Here is a 23447-nt window from a genome sequence, read left to right on the forward strand (position 1 = left end):
TTGAACGGACGGGGCGGTGCGGCCGGCGGGGAGGGCGGGTGGCATGAGGGATGCCTGGAAGCGCGCGGGGGGCGCCGTGGCGCGCGCGGTCCGGTCGGCGCAGCGGTGGACACCGCGCCGATCGCGCCTGACGGGGGCGCTGTTGGGCCTCGGAGCGGCGCTGGTGCTGGTGGGGTCCGGGCTGGCGGGCGGCGTCCTGGGCCACGACTGGGAGCTCGCGAAACTGCCGCTGACCGTGGCGTCGGTCGTCGTGATACTCGGTCTGCCGCTGATCCTCGTACCGACGGAGAAGCAACTGCTGGTGATCCTGCCCTGCCTGATAGTCCTGCTGATCTCGACGCTGGCCGGCTTCCGCGACGCCGTGCTGAGCCTGCGCGGCGAACGGACGCCCGCGACGGTCACCGAGGTCACCCGCGGCCGGAAGCCGAACACCGGGGGCGACGAGTACACGTGCGGGATCCGGCTCCCGGACGGCCGCAGGACGTCCGTCACGGGCACGAAGGTCTGCACCGCGTACACCCGCGTCGGTGACCGCATCGATGTGTACGCCGACCCGCACGACCTGGTCCCCCCGAAGGGAACGGCCCCCGTGATCACGTTTCCCGTCCTCGGGACGGTCGTCGGAGCGGCCACGCTGGTGCTGGTCGTGGCGGCGTCCCGGACGATGGGCCACCGGCGCCGCACGCCCGGCTAGCCGGCATTCCGCGTCGAACACCATCGCCGGGTGGACGAGGCGCGATTCCTGGACCTGCTCGACAACCTGTGCCGTCGGCCCGCGATGTTCACCGGCGAGCGGACGGTCTCCTCCGTCGCCGCCTTCCTGACCGGCTACTACATCGGCGTCTCCCATGCCGGGCCCGGATCCGGGCCCCCGGGGCGTTCTCCGCACGGGCAGTGGGGAAGGTGGGTCGAGATGCGCTACGACGTCTTCGACCCCGCGTGGTCCTGGAGCCGGATCCTGCTGCACCACCACGGCGACGACCAGAGGGTCTTCGAGGTCCTTCCGGCCCTGTTCCGTCAGTTCCTGGCGGATCGGGACGCCCATGGCGCCGAAGGGCTCGCGGCGCGGCACCACGAGCAGTTCGCCGACCGGTGTCCGGCACCCGGACGGACGCACACCGCGCCCCCCCTGCTGAGCCCGGCCCGGTCGGTAGGGTCGCCCACGTGGTGAAGCGTGGCAGGAGCGCGGTGACGAAGGCGGAAGCGGGCACGGGCGCGGGCACGGATGCGGATGTGCCGTCCGGGGTGCCGGGCCCGTCACCGGTGTCCGGGAAGGCGTGGTGGTTCGACGCGGCGCTGTGGGTGGTGCTGGCCGGTGCCGGGATGTGGGGGTTCCGGTCCGCGTCGCAGCCCTCGGTGACCCGGGACGTGGTCCTGCCCTTCCTCGTACTGGCGGTGGCCGTTCCGGCGAGCCGCCGGTGGCCGGGCGCCGCGGTGTTCGCCGCCAACGGGCTGTGCGCGCTGGGCCTCGCGGACGAGTCGACCCCGGCCAACGCCCACCTCCTGGCCCTGGCCGCGATGACGTACCTGATGGGGGTCAGGGTGAGGGCGGGCCGCGTTCCCCTGGTGGTGCTCACCTCCTGCCTGGCCTTCGACCTCGCGCTGTGCGCGGTGCTCGGGCGGGGCGCGATCTGGTGGTTCTACGCGGTCACCATGCTGCCCGTCGCCCTGCTGGTGCCGTGGCTCGTCGGCCGTTACCAACAGGCGCGGCGGGCCCTGGTGTCGGGCGGCTGGCGACTGGCGCGGACCCTGGAGGAGCGGCAGCGGTTCGTCGCCGAGCAGGCCCGGCTGCGGGAGCGGACCCGCATCGCGGCCGACATGCACGACTCCCTCGGGCACGTACTGAGTCTCATCGCGCTGCGGGCGGGCGCGCTGGAGTTGTCGCCGACCCTGGGCGAGCAGGACCGTGACGACGTGGCGGAGCTGCGCAGGACCGTGTCCGAGGCCGTCGACCATCTGCGGGAGACGGTGACGGTGCTGCGCGACGGCCCCGGCGCGGGCCCCGAGGACTCCTCCGTCGAGTCCGTCGAGGAACTCCTGGAGCGGGCGGCCGCGTCCGGGGTCGTGGTGGACCTGGTCCGGGAGGGCGACAGCCCCTCCCCGTCCCCGCTCGTCGGGCACGCCGTGTACCGGGTGGTGCAGGAGTCGCTGACCAACGCGACGAAGCACGCCCCCGGCAGCGCCGTGCGCGTCCGGATCGTCCACGAGGGCGGCCGTACCGAGATCGGGGTGACCAACTCGGCCACCCCGACGGGTCCGTTGCCCGGACCGGTGCCGGGAAACCGGGGTCTCGCCGGGCTGCGGGAACGGGTGGGCGCGCTCGGCGGCGTCCTGCACGCCGGGCCGTTCGAGCGGGGGTTCCGGGTGACCGCCGTGCTGCCGGACCGGGTGGGCAGCACCCGGCCGGACCCCGTTCCGCAGCCCCCGCCCGACGACGGGGCGGAGTCGGCGCGCCGGATGGGCGACGCGCGGCGCAGGGTCCGGCTGCGGTTCGCGGTGGCGTTCGTCGCACCGGCCGCGCTCGCCCTGACGGTCCTGCCGTCCGCCGGGTACCTCGCCTACCAACTGGCGACGTGCATACTGCCCCCGACGTCCTACGCCGCCGTCCAAGTGGGGCAGGAACGGGCGGAGTTCGCCCATCTCCTGCCGGTACGGAGCTACCCCTACCCGCCCGACACCGCACGGTCCGCTCCCCGGCCGGACGGCAGCGCGTGCGAGTTCTACCGCTCGAACGGCAATCTCCTGGACCAGGTGGACCTGTACCGGCTGTGCTTCTCCGGCGATCGTCTGGTCGCCAAGGACGTCGTGCCGGGCGGCGGCCCCGGCAGCTCCTGAGATCCGGCCCCGGACGCGCGTTTCCCGGGAAGGGACGTGCGTCCGGGGCCGGGCCACCGGGGCGTCACCGGTCTCAGGCGTCCCTGCGCCGGAGCACCCAGGCACCGGCCGCGTGGGCGGCGACGGCCCACGCCACCAGGATCAGCAGGCCCACCGCGGCCGGGTAGGGGGCGCTGCCGTCGCCCAGCATGAGGTGGCCGCCCGCGGTCTGCGGCATGGCGTCGTTGACGGCCAACAGCACCGGGCCGCCCAGCCCGATCAGCATGCTGGGCAGGGCGGAGATCAGGAAGAACAGCACGGCCACCGCTCCCGCCGCGGTCCGCAGCGCGAACGACACCCCCACCGTCATCACCCCGGTCAGGGCGCAGTAGACGGCCATGGCGAGGATCTGGGAGACGGCCTCGGACAGTTCGAAGTCGGCGTGCCCCCGGAAGGGGACCCAGGCCGCGGCGATGCCCAGCACCCCGAACACCACTCCCGCGACGAGGCCCACCACGGCGCTCAGCAACGCCTTGGCGAGTTGCACGCGATGCCTGACCGGTACCCACAGCAGCGAGGTGCGCACGCTGCTGGTCGAGTACTCGCTCGTCACCACGGTCACTGCGAGGACCACCAGGGCGAACTGGGTGAGGATGACCGAGGACACCGAGGCGTTGCCCACCGGCTGGACCGGCTTGTCGTTGATCCGGGCGATCGACCCGTAGTAGAAGGTGAAGATCCCGGTGACGACCAGGCCCGCCACCAGGCAGACGTAGGGCGTGCGGATGGACCACAGCTTGGTCCACTCCGAGGCGAACGCACCGGGGAATCCGCCCCCGGTGCGGTGGGTTCCCGGCCGTTCGCGCCGGTCGGCGCCCGTGGCAGTGGATACGGCGCTCATGCCCCGGCCTCCCGCGTCTCCCCGAAACCCGCTTCCTCGGACACCGCACCACCCGTCCCGTACTCCACGCTCTGCGCGGTCAGTTCCATGTATGCCTGCTCCAACGAGGCGGACACCGCGCGCAGTTCGTGCAGCCGTACGCCCAGGCCGTGGGCCAGGTCGCCGATCTCCTCCACGCCGCGGCCCCTCACGACGATCTCGTCGGCGGACGGCACCTCCACCCCTACGCCGTCGTCCCGCCGCAGCCGGTCGGCCAGCGTGCGCAGGTCGTCCGGGTCGGGGGAGCGCACCCGTACCGACGCCGACGAGCTGCCCGCCAGCAGGTCGGCCATCGGGGTGTCGGCCAGGGGCCTGCCCCGGCCGATGATCACCAACTGGTCGGCGGTCAGCTGCATTTCGCTCATCAGGTGGCTGGACAGGAAGACCGTCCGGCCCTCCGCGGCCAGGGACCGCACGAGTTCACGGACCCAGCGGACGCCGTCGGGGTCGAGCCCGTTGACCGGCTCGTCGAGGACGAGCACCTTCGGGTCGCCGAGCAGCGCACCCGCCACGCCCAGCCGCTGGTACATGCCGAGGGAGAACGCCCCGGCCCGGCGTCGCGCCACCTCGGCCAGACCGACCGTCTCCAGCACCTCGTCCACCCGGCTCGTCGGAATGCCGTTGCTGCGGGCCTGCGCCACCAGGTGGGCCCGCGCGGAACGGGCGGGGTGCAGGGCCTTGGCGTCCAGCAGCGCGCCGACCTCGCGGATCGGGTGGCGGAAGGAGGAGTACGGCCTGCCGTCGATGAGCGCCTCGCCCCCGGACGGGCGGTCCAGGCCGAGGATCATGCGCATGGTGGTCGACTTGCCGGCGCCGTTGGGCCCCAGGAAGCCGGTCACCCGTCCTTCCCCGATGTCCAGCGTCAAGCCGTCCACGGCGACGGTATCGCCGTAACGCTTGGTCAGTCCTCGCAGGGTGATCACAGCTCTTCCCTTCGGATCGCTCTCACTGCCGCCACGCTAGGAAGCGGGAGGACCGCGCACATCGGCCGTTCGCCAGGGCCACCACTCACTTTCGTCAGGGGTGTCCGCCGCGCGCCCGACGCGGGAACCCGCCCGCCGGAGCCGGCCGGGCCGACGGAGCCGGACCGGGCCCCGGCGGAGCGGGCCGGTCCCTCCTCCCCCGTCGACCGGGGCGTCCACGGCGTTAGGCTCCTCCCGTGCAAGGGACGCGGGAGACTCCTCAGGACGAACCACCGGTGCGGATCCTCCTCGCCGACGACGAGGCGATGATCCGCTCGGGGATACGCGCGATCCTGGCGCGGCAGCCGGGAATGGAAGTGGTCGCCGAGGCCGCCGACGGCACGGCCGCCGTCGAACTGGCCCGCCTGCACCGCCCCGACGTGGTCCTGCTGGACATCCAGATGCCTCGCCTGGACGGCCTGGCCGCGGCCGCCCGGATGTACCGCGACCGCCCCGGCACGGCCGTGATCATGCTGACCACGTTCGGCGAGGACGACTTCATCACCCGCGCCCTTCGCGAGGGAGCCAGCGGCTTCCTGCTGAAGGCGGACGACCCCCGCGAACTCCTCAACGGCGTACGGGCGGTGGCCGCCGGGGGCGCCTACCTCTCGCCGAAGGTGGCGGCCCGGGTGATCGGCGTGCTGCGCGCCGGCCGTCCCCCGCACGAGCCGCCGTCACGGCACGTCGTGGAACGGCTCACGAAGCGGGAGCACGACGTACTGGCACTCCTCGGAGCGGGACTGTCCAACGCCGAGATCGGGGCGAAGCTGTTCCTGGTGGAGGGCACCGTCAAGGCCCACGTGAGCGCGATCCTCAGCAAGCTCGGGGTGCGCAACCGGGTGGAGGCGGCCATCGCCGCCCACGAGGCGGGCGTGGTCGAACGCCCGTAGCGACCGGCCTCCGCCGGCCACGAGCGCCATCCGCTCCTGCACACCTACGTCCACGCCCCTCGGCGAACGCGTGACGGATGACCGCCCGAACCGTCCCGTCCGCGATTGTGACCGCCGGGCGCGACACGTCCACCGCATGCCGAAGCCGCCCGCACGGCCCAGCCGCAGGCGCCGGGCGGGGGCGGCGGCAGACGAGTCGGGCTGTACGCCGGGTTCTGTCACCCGGTCGCCTCGCGGCGGCCGGGGAGACGGCCATCCATCTAGGACCGGCATTGCTGCCGGTCTCGTGCGGTCTACCCGCGAACTCGGGCGGGCCGCCCTCGATCATTCGCGCAGGACCGTCTTGCGACGGCCCCTCTTGACCTTGCTCCGGGTGGGGTTTACCTAGCCGCCCGGGTCACCCCGGGCGCTGGTGGTCTCTTACACCACCGTTTCACCCTTACCGAGGACCGAGGTCCCCGGCGGTCTGTTTTCTGTGGCACTGTCCCGCGGGTCACCCCGGGTGGCCGTTAGCCATCACCCTGCCCTGTGGAGCCCGGACGTTCCTCGGGGAGATCCGAGGATCCCCACGCGGCCGTCCGCCCGGCTCGTCTGCCGTGCCGACCATGCTACCCGCCCGGCGGGGGCGGCCGGACGGGGCCGGGACCGGATCCGGGTCAGATGAGTTCCTCGGTCTCCAGGTCGAAGGCGAAGGGCTCCGGGAGGGTGAGCCGCCTGCCGAACGGGATCGTGCAGTGCTGGCGGTAGTCGTCGCCCTCCGGGTCGCTGAACAGCGTCAGCGAGGACTGCTCCCGGTCCACCAGGAGGTGGAGCGGGATGGGGCCGCGGGCGTAACAGTGCCGCTTGTCCGTGCGGTCCGCCCGGGGCTTGGTCGAGGTCACCTCGACGACGAGGGCCACTCCCTCGCACGGCATCCAGGGGTCGGCTCCCCGGTACAGGCGCAGTTCTGTGGGAGCGAAGGTGCCGTCGGGAATGACGTGGTTCTTGGGACAGCGTCCGCCGCTCGCCAGTTTCAGTCCTTTGTTCCCGGAGAATCGCATCTTGGTGCGAGAGCGGGTGATCACCTGCTCCAGGATCACGCCGATGTAGTCCTCGTGGTCCCCGTCCGGCGGCGGCGTCACGACAATTTCCCCCTCGATCAGCTCGGCCCGGAAGCCCTCCGGCGTATCCAGCGCCAGGAAGCCCTCCAGCAGGACGTCCGCCTGCGTGAGCGGTTCGTACGGCATGGCAGTCATGTCACGCCCCTTCCTCGGTCGCTCGCCAGATTGGGACATCGTCGGGCCCGCCGTCCGTGAGATGGGAACAGATCGCTCGATCGTGGCACAGGCAGGGGCGGCGTTGCCGGAGGCCGGTGAGGTCGGGCGTGCTTGACCTTGTCGTGGCGTCAAGGTTTCTACTGGCCCCATGCGCATCGGAGAGATCGCCGCGCTCGTCGGGGTCACCTCGCGGGCGATCCGGCACTACCACCACATCGGTCTGCTTCCCGAGCCCGCTCGCCGGGCCAACGGCTACCGCTCGTACGGCGTGCGGGACGCCGTGGTGCTGGCCCGGATCCGGCGGCTCACCGAGCTGGGGCTCGGGCTGGACGAGGTGCGGGACGTCCTCGCCGACACGGCGGGGTACGAGCTCATGGACGTGCTCGCCGGGCTGGACGCGGATCTGGCCCGGCAGGAGGGCGAGATCCGGGAGCGGCGGCGCCGACTGGCGAAGCTGCTGGAGACGCCGGTCTCCGCCGAGGGGCCCGTGCCGCCCGCGCTCGCCGAGTTGCTGGGCACGGGGCCGGCCGTCGCCTCCCCCTCGGCCGCCAGGGACCGCGAGCATCTGACGCTGCTGGACCCGGCGGGGCTCGGCGGCGGGGTCCGTGCCGCGCTGGCGACGATGGCCGAGGACCCGGACCTGCCCCTCCTGTACGAGCGGCTGGACGCGCTGGCCGGGGCGGCCGTGGACGATCCGCGGATCGGGCCGCTCGCCGACGACGTGCTGGCCGCCGTGCCGGACGAGGTGCTGGCGGAGATCCCTTCGGGCGGGCCGGCCGTCCCGGGCTTCGGCGAGGCCCTGCTCGACGACTGGGCGCCCGCCCAGGCCGAGGTGGTGCGCCGGGTGATGACCGGGCTGGCGGTCCGGATGGCGGAGACGGGTGCGAGGACAGGGGCGGCCACGGACACGGATGCGAAGGAGGGGGCGGGATGAGGGTGCGGGTTCCGGGGTGGGTGATCGGGGGCGTGGTGGCGGCCGAGGCGGCTCTGGCGGGCTGCCTCCTGGCCGGGGTCCGGATACCGGGGGCGGTGCTGCTCGCGGCCGAGGCCCTGGTGGTGACCGTGTTCGGGTTCGAGTGCGCGGTCCTGTGGCGGCTCCTGCGCGCGGGGCGGCGGGCCGGGCTCGGGTGGCCGGAGGCGCTGCGGGCGGCGCTGCGCGACGCCGTACCGGCGCCGGTGCGCCGGCTCCTCGGGCACGAGGTGCGGGCCCTGCACAGTCTCGGGCTGTGGCTGCTGCGCCGGCGGCACGCCGTGCCCGAGGGTGCCGTCGCCGCCCCGTACACGGGGCCGCAGACGGCGATGATGTACGGCCTGCTCTTCGTCTCCGTGGTCGAGACGGTGATGCTGGCGCTGCTGGTCCCGTGGCCGCTCGTGCACGGGGTGCTGCTCGTGGTCGACGTGTACGGGGTGGTGTTCGTCCTGGCGCTGCACGCCTCGTGCGTGACCCGGCCGCACGTGGTGGGCGCCGACGGGGCGCTGCGCCTCCGTTACGGCGGGCTGTTCGACCTGCGGGTTCCCGCCGGGGCGGTTGCCGGGGCGCGGGTCGAGCGGCGCTTCCCGGACGGGGGCCCGGTCCGGCCGGGGCCGGACGGGTCGCTCGATCTCGTCGTGGGCGGGCAGACGACCGTGTGCGTGGAGCTGACCGCTCCGGTGGAGTACGTACGGCCGCTGGGCGGACGCGGGTCGGCGCGGACGATCCGGTTCCACGCGGACGACCCGGGCGCCGTCGTGGTCGCGCTCACGCGGGGACGAACAGCACCTTCGCCGATCCCGGGTCCGCCCGGTCCAGTCTGACCCGCAGCCGCTCCCCCAGCGGGAGCTTGGTGTCGCCGCCGTCGATCCGGGCGACGACCGCCGGGGCGACGACGTGGACGGTGCCGGTGGTGGGCTCCTGGTCCTTCACGTCGACCACGTACCCGTCGAAGATCTCGCCGACCCGGTCCTTGAGCAGGGCCGCCTCGACCAGGTCCACGCACTCGCGCTCCACGGTGTTGGCCCGCGCCGTCCCGCCCGCCATCTCCTTCGGCAGGCCGGCCAGCGCGGCGAGGACCCACTCGGGCGGGTTCCGGTCCGCGACGGCGGCGAGGCACAGCTCGGCCGCGTACCGGTCGACGAGGCGGCGCAGCGGGGCGGTGCAGTGCGTGTAGAGGTCGGCGACGGCGGCGTGGACGGCGGGGACGGGGAGTTCGCCGTGCTCGAAGACGGTGTACCCGGCGCCGCGCAGCAGGGTGGTGCACTCCTGGAGGAACGCGGCGTGGTCGCCCCTGCGCGGGTCGAGGGAGCGGACGAGCCGCGCGTACGGGACGTGGTGCGGCCAGTCGATGTGCAGTGCCTCGGCCGAGCGGCGGAGCCGGGCCACGGCGCCGTCCGGGGCGACCGGCAGGGTCCGCAGGATGCCGGTGCCGGTCTCCGCCATGAGGTGGGCGGCGGCCATGCCGGTCAGCAGGGAGATCTGGGCGTTCCAGGACTCGGTGGGCAGCGGGGCGCGGTAGGCGAGGCCGTACGTGCCGTGGCGCTCGACGACCTCCTGTTCGGGCACGTCGAGGGAGATGCCGCCGCGGGCGGTCTCCTGCTCCTGGCGGAGCCGTCCGACGTCCCGGAGCAGGGCCAGGGATTCCTCGGCGGTGCCGGTGTCGATCTGCCGCTGGACACCGGCGTAGTCGAGCCGGGCGCGGCTGCGGACGAGGGCCCGGCGCACCGAGGTGGTGACGGCGGCGCCCTCGGCGTCGAGGTCGATCCGCCAGAGCACGGCTGGGCGGGTGCCTCCCGGCAGGAGGCTGGCGGCGCCCTCGGAGAGCGATGCGGGGTGGAGCGGCACCTTGCCGTCGGGGAAGTAGAGGGTCGTCACCCGGCGGTGGGCCTCGGTGTCGAGCGCGCCGCCGGGGCGCACGAAGGCGGCGACGTCGGCGATGGCGTAGTGCACCCGGTAGCCGTGCCTGCGGCGTTCGAGGTGCATGGCCTGGTCGAGGTCGGTCGACCCGGGCGGATCGATGGTGAGGAACGGGAGGTCCGTCGCGTCCTCGTGGGCCCGGACCGCCGGGTCCCCGGCCGCCCGGTCCGCTTCGGCGAGGACGTCGGGCGGGAAGCCGTCGGGCAGGTCCAGTTCGGCGCGCAGTCCGCGCAGGGCCGCCCCCAGCGAGGTGTCGGCCGGTCCGGTCATGCGGAGGTGGCGGCGGGGCATGGACCGAGCGTAGGCCGGGGCCGGACGGGCGGCATCCCGGAACCCGGACGGGAGGTGTCCGCGGCCGGTCGGGCGGGCGGCATCCGGGCGGGTGACGGCCTCGGCGGCCGGTCGCGGGCCCCGTGCGGTCCGGGTCCGGTCGAAGCCCCCGGCCCCGTGGTCCCCGTACGCTGGCGCGGGGGCCCGACCCGCTCCCGCCCCTGCGTACGAAGGAGAACCGCCGTGCTCGTGCTGTTGCCGCCCTCCGAAGGAAAGGCCGCCTCGGGGCGCGGTGCGCCCCTGAAGCCGGAGTCGCTGTCGCTGCCGGGCCTGGCGGCGGCGCGGGCCGCGGTCCTCGACGAGCTGGTCGAACTGTGCGCGGCGGACGAGGAGAAGGCCCGCGAGGTGCTCGGGCTGAGCGAGGGGCTGCGCGGCGAGGTCGCGAAGAACGTGGAGCTGCGCACGGCCGGGACGCGTCCGGCCGGGGAGATCTACACGGGGGTGCTGTACGACGCGCTGGACCTGGCCTCCCTGGACCCGGCGGCCAAGCGGCGGGCGAGCGGCTCGCTGCTGGTCTTCTCCGGGCTGTGGGGCGCGGTGCGGGTGGGCGACCGGATCCCCTCGTACCGCTGCTCGATGGGGGTGAAGCTGCCCGGGCTGGGCGCGCTCGGGGCGTACTGGCGCGGCCCGATGGCGCGGGCGATGCCGGAGGCGGCCGGGGACGGACTCGTCCTGGACCTGCGGTCCTCCGCCTACACCGCGGCCTGGAAGCCGAAGGGGGAGGTCGCGGAGCGCACGGCGAGCGTGCGGGTGCTGCACTCCCAGCTGGTGGACGGGGTGGAGAAGCGGTCGGTGGTCAGCCACTTCAACAAGGCGACGAAGGGGCGGATCGTCCGTGACCTGCTGATCGCGGGCGCGCGTCCGAAGGGGCCCGCCGAGCTGGTGGAGGTGCTGCGCGACCTGGGGTACGTCGTGGAGGCCGATGCCCCCGCACGGGCCGGGCGGGCGTGGTCGATCGATGTCGTGGTGACGGAGATCCACTGATCCGTCGCTCCGTCGGCCCCGTGCCCGAGGTCACCGCAGTTGCAACATGCGCAACGCTCGTTGCGTACAGTGCGGGTCTCGCGGCAGGATGGCCGCATGACCTCCTCTGCCTCTGCCTCCACCGTCCCTGCCGCCTCCGTGCTGGATCTGGCCCCCGTCGTCCCCGTGGTCGTCCTGGAGGACGCCGCCGACGCGGTGCCGCTCGCCCGCGCCCTGGTCGCGGGCGGGCTCCCGGCCATCGAGGTGACGTTGCGGACCGCGGCGGCCCTGGCCGCGATCGAGGCGATCGCGGCCGAGGTGCCGGACGCGGTGGTCGGCGCCGGCACGGTGATCTCCGTGCGGAACGTCGCCGACACGGTCGCCGCGGGGGCGCGGTTCCTGGTCAGCCCCGGCTGGACGGAGCGGCTGCTGGACGCGATGAAGGCGTCGGGGGTGCCGTTCCTGCCGGGCGTCTCGACGACGTCCGAGGTGGTCGCGCTGCTGGAGCGCGGGGTCACCGAGATGAAGTTCTTCCCGGCCGAGGCGGCGGGCGGCACGGCGTATCTGAAGTCGCTCGCCTCACCGCTGCCGCAGGCCCGGTTCTGCCCGACGGGCGGCATCTCGGCCGCCTCCGCGCCGTCGTACCTGGCACTGCCCAACGTCGGCTGCGTGGGCGGAAGTTGGATGGTCCCGGCGGACGCGGTGGCGGCGAAGGACTGGGCGCGGGTGGAGCGGCTGGCGAGCGAGGCGGCGGCCCTGCGCGGCTGACCGCCGCGCCCCGGGAGCCGACGGCCCGGAGGCTACGACCCGAAGGTCACGGCCCGGAGGCTACGGCCCGGGGCGAGTGATGCTTCGGGACCGCGGACCACCGGACACGCAGCACCTCACGGGCCGCCGGTCACCTCAGGTGCGAGGTGTCGTTCAGCAGTCGGACCGACGCGTTCCCGTCCGCGTAGTAGGCCACCGCGGAGACCGAGGCCGCCGAGAGCTCCATGCGGAACATGGCCTCCGGCGGGGCACCGAGGGCCAGCCGGACCAGGGTCTTGATCGGCGTCACGTGGGTGACCAGGAGGACCGTGCGGCCCGCGTAGCGGGTGGTGAGGCGGTCCCGGGTCGCCGCGACGCGGCGGGCCACCTCGGCGAAGCTCTCCCCGCCGCCGGTGGGGGCCGCCTTCGCGGAGCCGAGCCAGGCGTCCAGGTCGGCGCCGTGACGTTCGCGCACCTCGGCGAAGGTCAGCCCCTCCCAGGCGCCGAAGTCCGTCTCGCGCAGACCGTCCTCGATCCGGACCTCCAGACCGAGCCGTGCCGCGACCGCGCCCGCCGTCTCGCGGCAGCGGCGCAGCGGGGAACTGACGATCTCCTCGATCGTGCCGCGGGCGGCCAGCGCGCCCGCGATGAGCTCGGCCTGCCGACGTCCGGTCGCCGAGAGCTCGGGATCGCTGCCGCCGCTGCCCGAGAACCGCTTCTCGGGGGTGAGCGCCGTCTCGCCGTGCCGGAGCAGTACGAAGGTGGCGGGCGCGCCGAGGTCGGGTGCCGCCCAGCCCACCTGGGGCGCGGCGGTGGCGGCTGCCACCGGAGCGGTACCCGCCGGAGCAGCGCTCGTCGGAACCGGAGCGGCCTGCGCCGTGCCCTCCGGAGCCGTACGGCCGGCGAGGGCGGCGCGGGCCCTGGCCGCGCCCGCCGCCGCGTCGCCGGGCGGGCCGGAGACCGGCGGCAGGTCCATCGCCGACGCGGACCCACGGGTGTCGAGGGAGGCCGTCGAGGCCGACGGCTCCCACTGCTTGCCGCGCCTGCCCGCGTCCATCGCCTCGTTGGCGAGCCGGTCCGCGTGCTTGTTCTTCTCGCGCGGGATCCACTCGTACGTGACGGCGGAGGGCGGCAGGATCCTGGCGGCCTCCGCCGCGAGCGGCTTCATGTCGGGGTGCTTGATCTTCCAGCGGCCCGACATCTGTTCCACGACCAGTTTGGAGTCCATCCGGACCCGCACCAGGAGGGCGCCGTCCGCCGAGGCGTCCGGCACCAGCGCCTTCGCCGCCCGCAGGCCCGCGATGAGGCCCTTGTACTCGGCGACGTTGTTCGTCGCGACGCCGATGTACTCGGCGGCCTCGGCAAGGGTCTCCCCCGTCGCCGGGTCGATGACGACCGCTCCGTAACCGGCGGGCCCCGGGTTGCCCCGGGAGCCCCCGTCGGCCTCGACGACGAACTGGCGCGGCTGGGTCATTACAGGCCCGACTCCGCCGTGCGGACCAGGATGCGACGGCAGTTCTCGCAGCGCAGCACGGCGTCCGGGGCCGCCGCCTTCACCTCGTTGATCTCGGTGATGTTCAGTTCGAGGCGGCAGCCCTCGCAGCGGCGCTGGTAGAGGCGGGCCGCACCGACGCCGCCCTGCTGCTCGCGGAGCTTGTCGTACAGCTTCAGCAGGTCCGCGGGGACCGAACCGGCGACGACCTCGCGTTCCTTGGTGACCGTCGCGACCTCGGCATCGAGCTCCCTGGTCGCGGCGTCGCGGCGGGTGGTCGCGTCGTCGACCTTGGCCTGGACGGCGGAGACCCGGTCGGACAGCTCGGTGACGCGCTCCTGGGCGGACTCGCGGCGCTCCATCACTTCGAGGACGACGTCCTCCAGGTCGCCCTGGCGCTTGGCCAGCGAGGCGATCTCGCGCTGGAGGCTCTCCAGGTCCTTCGGCGAGGTGATCGCGCCGGAGTCGAGGCGCTGCTGGTCGCGGGCGGCGCGCTGGCGCACCTGGTCCACGTCCTGCTCCGCCTTGGTCTGCTCGCGGGCGGTGTCGCTCTCCTCGGTCTGCGAGGCGACCAGCAGGTCGCGCAGCTGCGCGAGGTCGCTGGTGAGCGACTCGATCTCGGCGTGCTCGGGCAGCGACTTGCGCCGGTGCGCGAGCTGGGACAGGCGTACGTCGAGGGCCTGGACGTCGAGGAGTCGGATCTGGTCGGCGGGCGCGGCGTTCAGTTGGGGGCTCCAGAAGAGTGGTGGGTGGTGGTCCAGGGGTCGGTGACCTGCTTCGAGACGTGGACCCGCAGGCCCCATCCGTGGCGGTCGGAAATCGCGTCGAGCTGCGCTGCGGCCTGCTCGCACCAGGGCCATTCGGTGGCCCAGTGGGCGGCGTCGACCAGGCCGAGCCCGGAGTGCTGGACGGCCTCGGAGGCCGGGTGGTGGCGCAGGTCGGCGGTGAGGAAGGCGTCCACGCCCGCGGCGCGCACCGCGTCGAAGAGGCTGTCGCCGGAGCCGCCGCTGACCGCGACGGTGCGCACCGTCGCCGCCGGGTCGCCCGCGAGCCGGATGCCCTGCGCGGTGGCGGGCAGCCGGGCCGCGGCGCGGGCGGCGAACTCCGTCAGGGTCTCGGGGTGGTCGAGCACACAGATCCGGCCGAGGCCGCGACGGCCCTTCGGGTCGGACGGGTCCGGCACGAGCGGGCCCTCGACGCGGAGGTCGAGCGCACCGGCCAGCGCGTCGGAGACGCCCGGGTCGGCGGTGTCGGCGTTGGTGTGCGCGACGTGCAGCGCGATGTCGTGCTTGATGAGGGTGTGCACGACCCGGCCCTTGAAGGTGTCGGCCGCGACCGTCGTCGTACCCCGCAGGTAGAGCGGGTGGTGGGCGACGATCAGCTGGGCGCCGAGCCGGATCGCCTCGTCGGCGATCTCCTGGACGGGGTCGACGGCGAACAGCACCCGGTCGACCTCGGCACCGGGGTCTCCGCACACGGTGCCGACCGCGTCCCAGCTCTCGGCCCTCCCGGGCGGCCAGAGGGCGTCGAGTTCGGCGAGGACATCAGACAGACGGGGCACAGGCAAAGGCTACCTGCCCTCCGTGGCCCGCCGTCCATGGCTCCGGCGACCCCCTCGGCCGGCGGCGGCCCGCACGGCACCGCCCGCCGCGCCGGTGCCGCGCCCCGGAACGCGGTCCGGGGCCCGCCCCGGCGCACGGACCGGGGCGGGCAGGTGGCGGGCCGACGGGCGGGCGACCGGTAAATCGTCACTTCATGAGGGCCGGCGCGAAGGCCCCGCCTCGCGAGGACCGACGCGGAGGTCCTACTTCACGAGGTCGGCGCGGAGGTCGTCGAGGACCAGGTTCGCGGCCGTGACACCGAGGCCGAGGTACCAGGTCTCGTCGGGGACGTCCTTGGCCCGGCCCTCCTTGACCGCCTTGAGGTTCTTCCACAGCGGGTTGGACTGGGTGGTGTCGCGCTCGGTGGCCTTCACGTCGCCGTAGACGCCGGTGAAGATCCAGTCGGCGTCGGCGTCGTCGATCTTCTCCGGGCTGATCTCCGCGGCGAGGTCGTCGATCTGCTGGTTCTCGGGGCGCGGCAGGCCGACGTCCTCGAGGATGGTGCCGATGAAGGACGCCTTGGCGTAGAGGCGGATCCGGTCCGGCATGTAGCGGACCATCGAGATGGTCGGCTTCTTCGGGCCGATGTCCTCGCCGAGCTTCGCGGCCTTCTTCTCGTAGTCGTCCAGTTCGCTCTTCGCCTCGGCGGTCCTGTCCAGCGCGGCGGCGTTGAGGAGGTAGTTCTCCTTCCAGGTGAAGCCCGGACGGATGGAGAACACGGTCGGCGCGATCTCGGAGAGCGCCTTGTACTTGTCGGCGGCGCGCAGCTGGCTGCCGAGGATCAGGTCGGGCTTCAGGCCGGCGATCGCCTCCAGGTTGAGGTTGTTGATCGTGCCGACGTTCTTGGGGCTGCCCGCGTCCTTCTTCAGGTACGAGGGAAGGGCCGCGTCGCCCTCGGAGGGCGCGTAGCCGACCGGCTTCACTCCCAGGGACACGACGTTGTCGAACTCGCCGACGTCCAGCACGACGACCCGCTTGGGCGCGGACTTGATCTCCGTCTTGCCCATGGCGTGGGTGAGGGTGCGGGGGTACTGACCGGCCTTGGCGTCCGTCCCGAACTCCGCGGTCTTCTTCGCGGCGTCGGCGAAGTCCTTGCCCCCGGTGGCGACGGCCGCCTTCTTGTCACCGCCGTTCCCGGAGCCGGCCTCGCCGTCCGTTTTCCCGTCGCCGCTCCCGCAGGCCGAAAGGGAAAGGGCGGCGGCCACCACCAGGCCGACTGCGGCGATACCGCGGCGACGAAGGGACATCACTTGCTCCAGTCGAGGGTCACACAGGCACTACTTAGGACTGCCTAACCTTAATCCCTCCGGCTCTCGCCCAGCACAGGCACCCCCTCGATCTCAGGCAAACCCGGGCACCGCCACCCTTATGTGTGAAGTGGCAGGTCTCGTGTTGTTCGGCAGGAAGTGCGAAAACTAGCTTCGGTCGCCGGAGGTGACCATTCCATGACTGCCTGTGCCATCGAGAACGGGGCCGCGAGGGCGACCGGAGCTGCCGGGGGCGCCGCGGACCCGGTCCTGGAGAGCGGCGGATCCGGCCGGTCCGGGGAGACGGCTCCCGGGGCCCGGGCCGGATCGGGAGCAGAAGCGGGGGCGGGAGCCGTGGCGACGGAAACCGCCGGGGCCGGCTCGCCCGGGGCCGGTCCGCCCCCCGCCACCGCGCGCCCCGCCGCCTCCCGGGCCCTCGCGCCCCGGGGTGCCGCCCGTCGAACCGGCACCGCCAAGGCCGCCGCCCTCGGGGCCGCCTCCGGCCTCCCCGCGCCGTTCGCCTCCAGCGTGTCCGTCCCCGTACGCCCCGCTCCGGCACTCCCGCCCGGAACATCCGGGACGCCAGGGACGCCAAAGACACCCAGGACGTCCGAAGCCTTCCGGGCACCCGGAGCCGCCCGAGCGGCCGGGGAGCGCGCGCAGGCCCCGGCCGCGCTCCCCGCCGCGCCCGCACCGGAGCCCGCGCCCGCGCCCGCTCCGGTGCTCATGCCCGCGCTCGCACCCGCGTTCACGATCTCCGCGGACGGCGCGTACGCGGCCCGGCTCGCCCTCGCGGACGGGGCCGACCGGAACGGCGGGCAGGCGTGGTTCGTGGAGCGCTGGACGCTCGACGGGCCCGAGCCGTACGCCGTGCCGCTCCCCCTCGACCAGCCGGAGGAGCCCGATTCCGAGGTGCTGCCGCTGGCCGACGGGCGGGTGCTGATCCGGCGCCGGGTCGCGGACCGGCACGCGGTGTCGCTGCTCTACCCCACCGGTCCCGGTACGGGCGAACTCCCGCTCGGTACCGTCGCGTGCGCGGAGCTGACCCTGCTGCCGCCGTGCCCGGACGGGGCGAGCGCGTACGCCCTGTCGGTCGGCGCGCACTCCACCTCCGTGTGGCTGGTGGCGGGCGGCGCCTTCGGTCCGGAGCACGTCGCGGAGGTACCGGGGCGCTGTTCCGGCGGCGTCTGGCTGGACCGGACCGGGCGGATGCTCGCCCTGGACCGCGAGATGCCGGGCGGCGGGCCGGTCAAGGCCGTCGCCGTGGACCTGGAACGGGGCGGCGAGGTGACGCCGCTGCTCCAGATCGCCCCCGGCAGCGACGACCGGCTGCTGCTCGCCGACCCGGACAGCGGGCTGCTGCTGATCCGCTCGAACGCGCCGGGGCACGAGCGGCTCGGGTGGGGCGTGCTGGGCAGCAGTCTGCCGGTGCGGTTCCCCGAGTGCCTGCGCCTGCCCGACGCGGCGGTCACCCCGTTCGCCGTGCAGCCGGGGCAGATGCTGATGCCGGAGAGCTGCGCGGTGGCCCTGCGGATCGACGGGGCGGCGGGCAGCTGGGTCGGGGTGTGGCGCCCGGCCGGGCGGCGACTGCACCAACTCGCCGCTCCCGAGGGGTGGCAGGCGGGTCACGGGAGGTGGAGCCGGGACGGCGTGCTCGGGCTGCCCTACTCCGACGGGGACGTGCCGTGCGGCGTGGCGCTGCTGGAGGCACCGGCGGACGCGGAGCACCACGCGCCGCCATCGGCGTCTCCCTCGCCGTCGGCGTCTCCCTCGCCGTCGGCGCCTGCGTCGGCACCGGCACCGGCACCGGCACCGGCGGCGGTGTGCGCGGAAAGCGGTATGCAACCGTCCGCCGCCGCATCGCCTCTATCGACATGCAAGCCGGTTCCATTGGGCCAGGCGCCTCTCGTGGGGCGTGAGATTCCTGGTTAAATCTCTGGGCCCGGGCAGCGCGGTCGTGCCGCGCGGTCGCCGATGGCGGCCGTGCCGTGCGCGGTGGTGCGCTCGACCCTGGTGACACATGTAAGCGACCACAACGGGGTGACTTCCCACATGTCTGAAGCCCGAACCGACACGACCCAGATGCGTCCCCAGGCCGCGGACCGGGCCGAAGCCGGCGGCTCCGGAAAGCACCGAGGGGGCGAGTCGGTGGACGAGACGGCGGCACAGCCGCACGGCCGCCACCGGCGCCCCTCCGAGGGGGACGGCAAAGCGGCCTGACCGCACCGACACATCAACGAGGGACGGGTGGGCCCCGGCAGCCGCGCGGCTGCCGGGGCCCACCCGTCTCCCGGCCCATCTCCCGTTCCGGTTCCGCCGAAGCCTCCCCGGTCGACCGGTCCCGTTGCCGGCCCCGTCATCAGCCCCGTTTCAGGCCGAGCACCTCCGCCGCGGCGAAGGTCTCGTTCGGTGGGCGGTCCTCGTAGTACGGGGAGATCAGCTCGTCCAGTTCGTCGAAGGTAAACGTCTCCTTCGCCGAGTCGAACTTCGCCGCGACCCTGGGCCGTTCGACGATCGCGACCATCCCGCCGTGCACGACCAGCAGTTGCCCGTTGACCTTGGCGGCGGCCGGTGAGGCCAGATAGCCGACCAGGGGCGCGACGTGCTCGGGGGCGAGCGCGTCGAGCCGGCCGTCCCCGGGCACCTCGAAGCCCGCGAAGACGTCCTCGGTCATCCGGGTGCGGGCCCGCGGGCAGATGGCGTTGGCGGTGACGCCGTACCTGGCCAGGGCCAGGGCCGTGGAGGTGGTGAGGCCGACGATGCCGCCCTTGGCCGCCGCGTAGTTCGGCTGGCCCGCCGAACCGGCCAGGAACGCCTCCGAGGAGGTGTTGACGATCCGTCCGTGGACCGGGCCGCCGGACTCCTTGGCACGGGCCCGCCAGTGCGCGGCGGCGAAGTGCGTGGTGTTGAAGTGGCCCCTGAGGTGGACCCTGATGACGGAGTCCCACTCGTCCTCGGTCATCGAGAAGATCATCCGGTCGCGCAGGATGCCCGCGTTGTTGACCAGGACGTCGAGCTTTCCGTAGGTGTCGACGGCCAGTTGCACGAGTGCCCCGGCCTGCTGGTGGTCGGAGACGTCCCCGACGTGCGCGACCGCCCGGCCGCCCGCCGCCCGGATCTCCTCGGCAACCTCCTCGGCGGGGGTCGCGGACGCCTCGCCGGAGCCGTCGCGGCCCGGCTGCCCGTAGTCGTTGACGACGACGGACGCGCCCAGCCCCGCCAGTTCCAGCGCTTCGGCGCGTCCGAGGCCGCGGCCCGCACCCGTGACGATCGCGGACATGCCGTCCAGGGGAAGTGACATCGGAATCTCGGGGTCCTCTCAGGAGGGGGCAGGGTGGGGAGGTCAGAGTTCGATGCAGGTGCGCAGCGACTCGCCGGTCCGCATCTGGTCGAGGGCGTCGTTGACCCCGTCGAGCCGCACCCGGTGGGTGATCATCGATTCGAGGTCGATCCGGCCGGCCCGCCAGAGCGCGATGGCCCGTTCGTACGAGCGGAGCACGTCCCCTCCGCCGTACATGGAGGGCAGGATGCGCTTCTCGTCGAAGAACAGCTCGAACATGTTGACCTGGAAGTTGTCGTCCATCGCGCCCGCGCCGACGATGCAGAGGGTGCCGCCGCGCCGGGTGTTCTCGTACGCGGTGCGCGCGGTGACCGACTTGCCGACGACCTCGAAGACGTAGTCGAAGCCCTCGCCGGAGGTGATCCGCTGCTTGGCGTCGGCGAGTTCGTCGGGGGCCAGGGCCTCCGTCGCGCCGAACCGCAGGGCCGCCTCGCGCCGGGAGGCCACCGGGTCCACGGCGACGATCTGGGCGGCACCGTTCACCCGCGCGCCCTGGATCGTGGAGATGCCGACGCCGCCGCAGCCGATCACGGCGACCGACGAACCGGCCTCCACCTTCGCGGTGTTGATGGCCGCGCCCAGTCCGGTGGTCACCCCGCAGCCGATCAGCGCGGCGATCTCGAACGGCACGTCGTCGGGGATCGGTACGGCGCAGCCCGCGCCGACGACGACCTCCTCGGTGAAGGTGCCGGTGCCCGCGAAGCCGAAGACGTCCTTGCCGGGGCGCTTGAAGTTGGGCGTGCCCGCGTTCATGAAACCGGCCAGGCAGAGCTGGGTCTGTCCCCGCCGGCACGACGGGCACTCCCCGCAGGCGGGCAGCCAGCAGACCAGCACCCGGTCCCCCGCACTCAGCCCGGTGACGCCGTCGCCGACATCGAGGACCTCGCCCGCGCCCTCGTGGCCGGGGATGAACGGGGCGGGCTGCGGCAGCACTCCGTTCATCGCCGACACGTCGGAGTGGCACAGTCCGGTGGCCCGGATACGGAGCCTGACCTTGCCGGGGCCGAAGCCCACCGCCTCGACGTCGTCGAAGACCTCCAGTTTGTCCTGGCCTATCTCGTGCAGCAGTGCGGCGCGCATGGTGCGGCTCCTCTCGTGGGCCCGCGTCCCGGACCTCCGGAACGTGTGGAGTGGGTTCAGGAGTGTTCGACGAAGGTGTCCCCGAGGACCACGGCGTTGTCCCGTTCCACGGCCCTCACCTCGACCCGTACCTGGTTCCGGGCGGTCCACATCTCGATGCGGAGGGTCTCGCCGGGGTAGACGACGCCGGTGAACCGGGTGCGGTAGGAGCGAATGCGGGTCACGTCGCCGCCGAGCACCGTGTCGGTGACGGCCTTGAGCGTCATGCCGTAGGTGCACAGTCCGTGCAGGATCGGCCGGGCGAACCCGGCGCGCGCGGCGAACTCCGGGTCGGCGTGCAGCGGGTTCCAGTCGCCGGACAGCCGGTACAGCAGCGCCTGGTCCGGGCGGATCGGCCGTTCCACGACGCGGTTCGGGGCGACGGCGGGATACGCGGCCCGTTCGGAGGGGCCGCGGTCGCCGCCGAACCCGCCCTCGCCCCGGACGTAGATCTGGGCGTCGTTGGTCCACAACGGGCCCTCCTCGTCGGCGGCCTCGGAGCGCAGTACCAGCACGGCCGCCTTGCCCTTGTCGTACACCGCGGCGATCTTCGAGGTCTGCACGGCGCTGCCGCGCACCGGGATCGGCCGGTGCACCCGCACGCTCTGCCCGCCGTGCAGAACGGCGGCGAGGTCGATGTCGATGCCGGGCGAGGAGAGCCCGCCGAGGGAACCCATGCCTCCGCCCGCGACGGTGGCGAAGGAGGGCAGCACCTGGAGCCGGGATTCCAGGGTGTAGCGCAGTTCGCCGGGGTCGACGGCGGGGTCGGCCGGTTCGGGTCCGGCACCCGCGCCGATCCCGAGGTGGTAGAGCTGCACGTCCTTGTGGTCCCAGTCGATGTGGGCGGACCGGGGTTCGGCGGCGAGGGCCTTTTCGACGTCGATGGGCATGGGAGCCGCTCCTTGATGGTGGGAAGACCCCGGCGCGGCCGTCCGCACCGTCGGCCGCACCGAGGTCGCGCGGGACCGGCCGCGACGCCCGTTCTAGAACGCGTTCTAGCCGGTGAACCCATGTATAACGCAGCGCCCGGCAGTTGTGAACACCTTTGCTGACGTATCGTCAGATCCATTGTCGGGCAAGGACGGTGGCCCCGCACCGGGCCGGTGGCAGTGACATATGTACTGCCGGAGTCCGTACACCCGCCTCTGCCCGGCGCCCCCATGTCCTCCGTAGCGTCTTCGTCATGACAACGACAACGGGGAACGGAACCGCGGTGGACCTCGCCGGGGTGGGCAAGAGCTTCGGCCGGGCGGGGCGGACGGTGCGGGCGGTGGACGGTATCGACCTGTCCATCGGCCGCGGCGAGACCGTCGCCCTGCTCGGCCGCAACGGCGCGGGCAAGTCCACCACCATCGGCCTCCTGCTGGGGCTGGACGAGCCGGACACCGGCCGGGTGCGGGTGCTGGGCCGCAGCGCGCAACAGGCGGTACGGGCCGGACTGGTCGGCGCGATGCTCCAGGACGGGCAGCCGATCCAGCGGGTCACCGTCCGCGAACTGGTCGCCTTCGTCGCCTCGACGTACCCGAAGCCGATGCCGGTGGCCGAGGCACTCTCCCTGGCGGGGCTGAGCGAGTACGCGGACCGGCGCGTCGACAAGCTCTCCGGCGGCCAGGTCCAGCGCGTCCGCTTCGCCGTCGCACTGGCCGGCAACCCGGAACTGATCGTCCTGGACGAGCCGACCGCCGCCCTGGACGTGGAGGCGCGCCGCGCCTTCTGGGACTCGATGCGGGCCTACGCGCGGCGCGGCAACACCGTCCTGTTCTCCACCCACTACCTGGAGGAGGCCGACGGGAACGCCGACCGGATCGTCGTCGTGGACCGGGGGCGGATCGTCGCGGACGGCACCGGCGACGCGCTCAGGAGCTCGGTCGGCAGCGGCCTCGTCTCCTTCGACCTGGCGGGCGGCCCGACCGGGGGCCTGGAGCTGCTGCCCGGCGTCGTCGCCGTCGAGGTGGCCGGGACCGGGCGCTGCTGCGCACGGACGACTCGGACGCCACCGTCGTGGAGCTGGCCCGCCGCGGCATGATCCGCGACCTCCGGGTCTCCCGGGCCACGCTGGAGGACGCGTTCCTCGCCCTGACCTCCCCGGCGGCCCCGTCCACCTCGTCCGATTCCGAAGCAGAGGCCGTGTGATGTACCGCTACATCGTGCTCGAAATCCGCCGGACCCTGCGCGACGGCTTCTTCCTGATCTTCGGGACCGGGATGCCGGTGATGATGTACCTGATCTTCACCAACATCGGCGGGAGCGGCGAAGCCGACGGCTGGAAGACCATGTCCATGGTCGGCATGGCCGCGTACGGGGCGCTGGGCTCCGCCATGTCGATCGGTACGGGGGTCGCCTCCGACAAGTCGATCGGCTGGCTCCAGCAGTTGCGGGTCACCCCGCTCTCCCCGGCGCGGGCGGTCGTGGGCCGGGCGATCAGCGGTTCGGTGACCGTGCTGCCGACGATCCTCACGGTGCTGCTGGCCGGCGGGCTGCTCAACGGGGTGCGGCTGGACGTCCGGCAGTGGGCCGCGCTGGTCCTGCTGCTGTGGCTCGGCGCCCTGCCGTTCACCCTGCTCGGCCTGGGCAACGGGTACCGGCTCACGCCGCAGGGCACCGGGGTGGCCAACATGACCTGTCTGATGGGCTTCGCGGTCGTCGGCGGGCTGTGGTTCCCGCTGGAGCTGCTGCCCGAATGGCTGCGCTCCCTCGGCAGGTTCACCCCCGCCAACCGCTTCGCCGACCTGGGCTGGGCCATCACCGAAGGCCACGCGCCGGGCGCCGGTACGATCGCGGTCCTGGGTGCATGGCTGCTGCTGTTCGGTACGTACGCCGTGATCTCGTACCGTCGGTCCGCGCGGACCGTGTGAC

22 protein-coding genes, 1 other RNA gene and 1 pseudogene are annotated in these 23447 nt (G+C 73.5%); 12 read left to right on the forward strand and 12 right to left on the reverse strand.

Going from position 1 to position 23447, the window contains the following annotated elements:
• The first annotated feature begins 43 nt into the window (after nt 1-43).
• From ACFYW1_RS31155 to ACFYW1_RS31165, 3 genes are read left to right on the forward strand one after another with little or no spacing between them, the layout of a single operon-like run.
• On the forward strand, nt 44-694 hold the full coding sequence (locus ACFYW1_RS31155) for a hypothetical protein (RefSeq protein ID WP_389000623.1): 651 nt from the start codon (nt 44-46) through the stop codon (nt 692-694).
• A 30-nt stretch (nt 695-724) separates the two neighbouring features.
• Nucleotides 725-1171 (forward strand): hypothetical protein, encoded by a 447-nt coding sequence (locus ACFYW1_RS31160; protein ID WP_389000626.1) that lies wholly within the window; start codon nt 725-727, stop codon nt 1169-1171.
• Nucleotides 1165-2835 (forward strand): sensor histidine kinase, encoded by a 1671-nt coding sequence (locus tag ACFYW1_RS31165; protein ID WP_389000629.1) that lies wholly within the window; start codon nt 1165-1167, stop codon nt 2833-2835. The genes ACFYW1_RS31160 and ACFYW1_RS31165 overlap by 7 nt, the downstream gene beginning before the upstream one ends.
• 73 nt (nt 2836-2908) lie before the next feature.
• On the opposite strand, the gene ACFYW1_RS31170 is transcribed toward ACFYW1_RS31165, so the two are convergent.
• On the reverse strand, nt 2909-3715 hold the full coding sequence (locus ACFYW1_RS31170) for an ABC transporter permease (RefSeq protein WP_389000632.1): 807 nt from the start codon (nt 3713-3715) through the stop codon (nt 2909-2911).
• A complete protein-coding gene (locus tag ACFYW1_RS31175) occupies nt 3712-4677 on the reverse strand; it encodes an ABC transporter ATP-binding protein (protein ID WP_389000635.1) in 966 nt (321 codons plus the stop codon). The genes ACFYW1_RS31170 and ACFYW1_RS31175 overlap by 4 nt, the downstream gene beginning before the upstream one ends.
• 281 nt (nt 4678-4958) lie before the next feature.
• Here ACFYW1_RS31175 and ACFYW1_RS31180 point away from each other — a divergent pair, with 281 nt between their 5' ends.
• Nucleotides 4959-5606, forward strand: a complete 648-nt coding sequence (locus ACFYW1_RS31180) for a response regulator (protein ID WP_389000715.1) — start codon at nt 4959-4961, stop codon at nt 5604-5606.
• Nucleotides 5607-5794: 188 nt separating this feature from the next.
• Here ACFYW1_RS31180 and rnpB read toward each other — a convergent pair.
• Nucleotides 5795-6196: RNase P RNA component class A (gene rnpB, locus ACFYW1_RS31185), an RNA gene on the reverse strand.
• A 66-nt stretch (nt 6197-6262) separates the two neighbouring features.
• Nucleotides 6263-6832 (reverse strand): Uma2 family endonuclease, encoded by a 570-nt coding sequence (locus ACFYW1_RS31190; protein ID WP_389000718.1) that lies wholly within the window; start codon nt 6830-6832, stop codon nt 6263-6265.
• Between the two features lie 178 nt (nt 6833-7010).
• On the opposite strand from ACFYW1_RS31190, the gene ACFYW1_RS31195 reads away from it, so the two are divergent.
• Together ACFYW1_RS31195 and ACFYW1_RS31200 are read left to right on the forward strand one after the other, a co-directional pair.
• Nucleotides 7011-7796, forward strand: a complete 786-nt coding sequence (locus ACFYW1_RS31195) for a MerR family transcriptional regulator (protein ID WP_389000638.1) — start codon at nt 7011-7013, stop codon at nt 7794-7796.
• Nucleotides 7793-8656: a hypothetical protein gene (locus ACFYW1_RS31200; protein ID WP_389000641.1), complete on the forward strand. Its 864-nt coding sequence runs from the start codon at nt 7793-7795 to the stop codon at nt 8654-8656. The genes ACFYW1_RS31195 and ACFYW1_RS31200 overlap by 4 nt, the downstream gene beginning before the upstream one ends.
• Here the strand turns inward: ACFYW1_RS31200 and ACFYW1_RS31205 are convergent.
• Complete coding sequence (locus ACFYW1_RS31205; RefSeq protein ID WP_389000644.1) at nt 8601-10043, reverse strand: RNB domain-containing ribonuclease; 1443 nt, start codon at nt 10041-10043, stop codon at nt 8601-8603. The two genes, ACFYW1_RS31200 and ACFYW1_RS31205, sit on opposite strands and share 56 nt — an antisense overlap.
• A 222-nt stretch (nt 10044-10265) precedes the next feature.
• Here ACFYW1_RS31205 and yaaA point away from each other — a divergent pair, with 222 nt between their 5' ends.
• Together yaaA and eda are read left to right on the forward strand one after the other, a co-directional pair.
• Nucleotides 10266-11066: a peroxide stress protein YaaA gene (gene yaaA, locus ACFYW1_RS31210; RefSeq protein ID WP_389000647.1), complete on the forward strand. Its 801-nt coding sequence runs from the start codon at nt 10266-10268 to the stop codon at nt 11064-11066.
• 96 nt (nt 11067-11162) lie between these two features.
• On the forward strand, nt 11163-11813 hold the full coding sequence (gene eda, locus ACFYW1_RS31215) for a bifunctional 4-hydroxy-2-oxoglutarate aldolase/2-dehydro-3-deoxy-phosphogluconate aldolase (RefSeq protein ID WP_389000649.1): 651 nt from the start codon (nt 11163-11165) through the stop codon (nt 11811-11813).
• Nucleotides 11814-11943: 130 nt separating this feature from the next.
• On the opposite strand, the gene ACFYW1_RS31220 is transcribed toward eda, so the two are convergent.
• The 4 genes from ACFYW1_RS31220 to ACFYW1_RS31235 all read right to left on the reverse strand — a co-directional run bounded on the left by ACFYW1_RS31220 (nt 11944) and on the right by ACFYW1_RS31235 (nt 16132).
• On the reverse strand, nt 11944-13266 hold the full coding sequence (locus ACFYW1_RS31220; protein ID WP_389000651.1) for a bifunctional RNase H/acid phosphatase: 1323 nt from the start codon (nt 13264-13266) through the stop codon (nt 11944-11946).
• Complete coding sequence (locus ACFYW1_RS31225; RefSeq protein WP_389000721.1) at nt 13266-14009, reverse strand: zinc ribbon domain-containing protein; 744 nt, start codon at nt 14007-14009, stop codon at nt 13266-13268. The genes ACFYW1_RS31220 and ACFYW1_RS31225 overlap by 1 nt, the downstream gene beginning before the upstream one ends.
• Entirely contained in the window at nt 14006-14845 is an 840-nt protein-coding gene (locus ACFYW1_RS31230) for a Nif3-like dinuclear metal center hexameric protein (protein WP_389000654.1), read from the reverse strand. Before ACFYW1_RS31230 ends, ACFYW1_RS31225 begins: the two co-directional genes overlap by 4 nt.
• Nucleotides 14846-15088: 243 nt before the next feature.
• Nucleotides 15089-16132, reverse strand: a complete 1044-nt coding sequence (locus ACFYW1_RS31235) for an ABC transporter substrate-binding protein (protein ID WP_389000657.1) — start codon at nt 16130-16132, stop codon at nt 15089-15091.
• A gap of 198 nt (nt 16133-16330) precedes the next feature.
• Between ACFYW1_RS31235 and ACFYW1_RS31240 the strand changes: the two genes are divergently transcribed.
• Together ACFYW1_RS31240 and ACFYW1_RS31245 are read left to right on the forward strand one after the other, a co-directional pair.
• Nucleotides 16331-18064 (forward strand): hypothetical protein, encoded by a 1734-nt coding sequence (locus ACFYW1_RS31240; protein ID WP_389000665.1) that lies wholly within the window; start codon nt 16331-16333, stop codon nt 18062-18064.
• A 120-nt stretch (nt 18065-18184) separates the two neighbouring features.
• Nucleotides 18185-18352 (forward strand): hypothetical protein, encoded by a 168-nt coding sequence (locus tag ACFYW1_RS31245; RefSeq protein ID WP_389000668.1) that lies wholly within the window; start codon nt 18185-18187, stop codon nt 18350-18352.
• A gap of 139 nt (nt 18353-18491) precedes the next feature.
• On the opposite strand, the gene ACFYW1_RS31250 is transcribed toward ACFYW1_RS31245, so the two are convergent.
• The 3 genes from ACFYW1_RS31250 to ACFYW1_RS31260 are packed head-to-tail and all read right to left on the reverse strand — an operon-like array spanning nt 18492 to nt 21481.
• Nucleotides 18492-19433 (reverse strand): 3-oxoacyl-ACP reductase, encoded by a 942-nt coding sequence (locus tag ACFYW1_RS31250; protein WP_389000671.1) that lies wholly within the window; start codon nt 19431-19433, stop codon nt 18492-18494.
• Between the two features lie 42 nt (nt 19434-19475).
• The gene (locus ACFYW1_RS31255; protein ID WP_389000674.1) at nt 19476-20552 is read right to left on the reverse strand and encodes a Zn-dependent alcohol dehydrogenase; all 1077 of its coding nucleotides are present in this window, start codon (nt 20550-20552) and stop codon (nt 19476-19478) included.
• 56 nt (nt 20553-20608) lie between these two features.
• Nucleotides 20609-21481 carry a MaoC/PaaZ C-terminal domain-containing protein gene (locus tag ACFYW1_RS31260; RefSeq protein ID WP_389000676.1) on the reverse strand — a complete coding sequence of 291 codons (873 nt, stop codon included), beginning with the start codon at nt 21479-21481 and terminating at the stop codon, nt 20609-20611.
• Between the two features lie 293 nt (nt 21482-21774).
• Between ACFYW1_RS31260 and ACFYW1_RS31265 the strand changes: the two are divergent.
• Nucleotides 21775-22724, forward strand: a pseudogene (locus ACFYW1_RS31265) (ABC transporter ATP-binding protein).
• A complete protein-coding gene (locus tag ACFYW1_RS31270) occupies nt 22724-23446 on the forward strand; it encodes an ABC transporter permease (RefSeq protein ID WP_389000679.1) in 723 nt (240 codons plus the stop codon). Before ACFYW1_RS31265 ends, ACFYW1_RS31270 begins: the two are co-directional and overlap by 1 nt.
• Nucleotide 23447 lies beyond the last annotated feature (1 nt).

This window comes from Streptomyces sp. NPDC002669 (genome assembly GCF_042889165.1).
Taxonomy (GTDB): Bacteria; Actinomycetota; Actinomycetes; order Streptomycetales; family Streptomycetaceae; genus Streptomyces.

Excerpts from the sequence above, each read along its gene's own strand:
- ACFYW1_RS31255 (WP_389000674.1), bottom strand. The coding sequence starts at position 20,552 with ATGCGCGCCGCACTGCTGCACGAGATAGGCCAGGACAAACTGGAGGTC.
- ACFYW1_RS31220 (WP_389000651.1), bottom strand. The coding sequence starts at position 13,266 with ATGACCCAGCCGCGCCAGTTCGTCGTCGAGGCCGACGGGGGCTCCCGG.
- ACFYW1_RS31270 (WP_389000679.1), top strand. The coding sequence starts at position 22,724 with ATGTACCGCTACATCGTGCTCGAAATCCGCCGGACCCTGCGCGACGGC.
- ACFYW1_RS31250 (WP_389000671.1), bottom strand. The coding sequence starts at position 19,433 with ATGTCACTTCCCCTGGACGGCATGTCCGCGATCGTCACGGGTGCGGGC.
- ACFYW1_RS31205 (WP_389000644.1), bottom strand. The coding sequence starts at position 10,043 with ATGCCCCGCCGCCACCTCCGCATGACCGGACCGGCCGACACCTCGCTG.
- ACFYW1_RS31235 (WP_389000657.1), bottom strand. The coding sequence starts at position 16,132 with ATGTCCCTTCGTCGCCGCGGTATCGCCGCAGTCGGCCTGGTGGTGGCC.
- ACFYW1_RS31260 (WP_389000676.1), bottom strand. The coding sequence starts at position 21,481 with ATGCCCATCGACGTCGAAAAGGCCCTCGCCGCCGAACCCCGGTCCGCC.
- ACFYW1_RS31240 (WP_389000665.1), top strand. The coding sequence starts at position 16,331 with ATGACTGCCTGTGCCATCGAGAACGGGGCCGCGAGGGCGACCGGAGCT.
- ACFYW1_RS31200 (WP_389000641.1), top strand. The coding sequence starts at position 7,793 with ATGAGGGTGCGGGTTCCGGGGTGGGTGATCGGGGGCGTGGTGGCGGCC.
- ACFYW1_RS31195 (WP_389000638.1), top strand. The coding sequence starts at position 7,011 with ATGCGCATCGGAGAGATCGCCGCGCTCGTCGGGGTCACCTCGCGGGCG.
- ACFYW1_RS31190 (WP_389000718.1), bottom strand. The coding sequence starts at position 6,832 with ATGCCGTACGAACCGCTCACGCAGGCGGACGTCCTGCTGGAGGGCTTC.
- eda (WP_389000649.1), top strand. The coding sequence starts at position 11,163 with ATGACCTCCTCTGCCTCTGCCTCCACCGTCCCTGCCGCCTCCGTGCTG.
- ACFYW1_RS31155 (WP_389000623.1), top strand. The coding sequence starts at position 44 with ATGAGGGATGCCTGGAAGCGCGCGGGGGGCGCCGTGGCGCGCGCGGTC.
- ACFYW1_RS31170 (WP_389000632.1), bottom strand. The coding sequence starts at position 3,715 with ATGAGCGCCGTATCCACTGCCACGGGCGCCGACCGGCGCGAACGGCCG.
- ACFYW1_RS31245 (WP_389000668.1), top strand. The coding sequence starts at position 18,185 with ATGTCTGAAGCCCGAACCGACACGACCCAGATGCGTCCCCAGGCCGCG.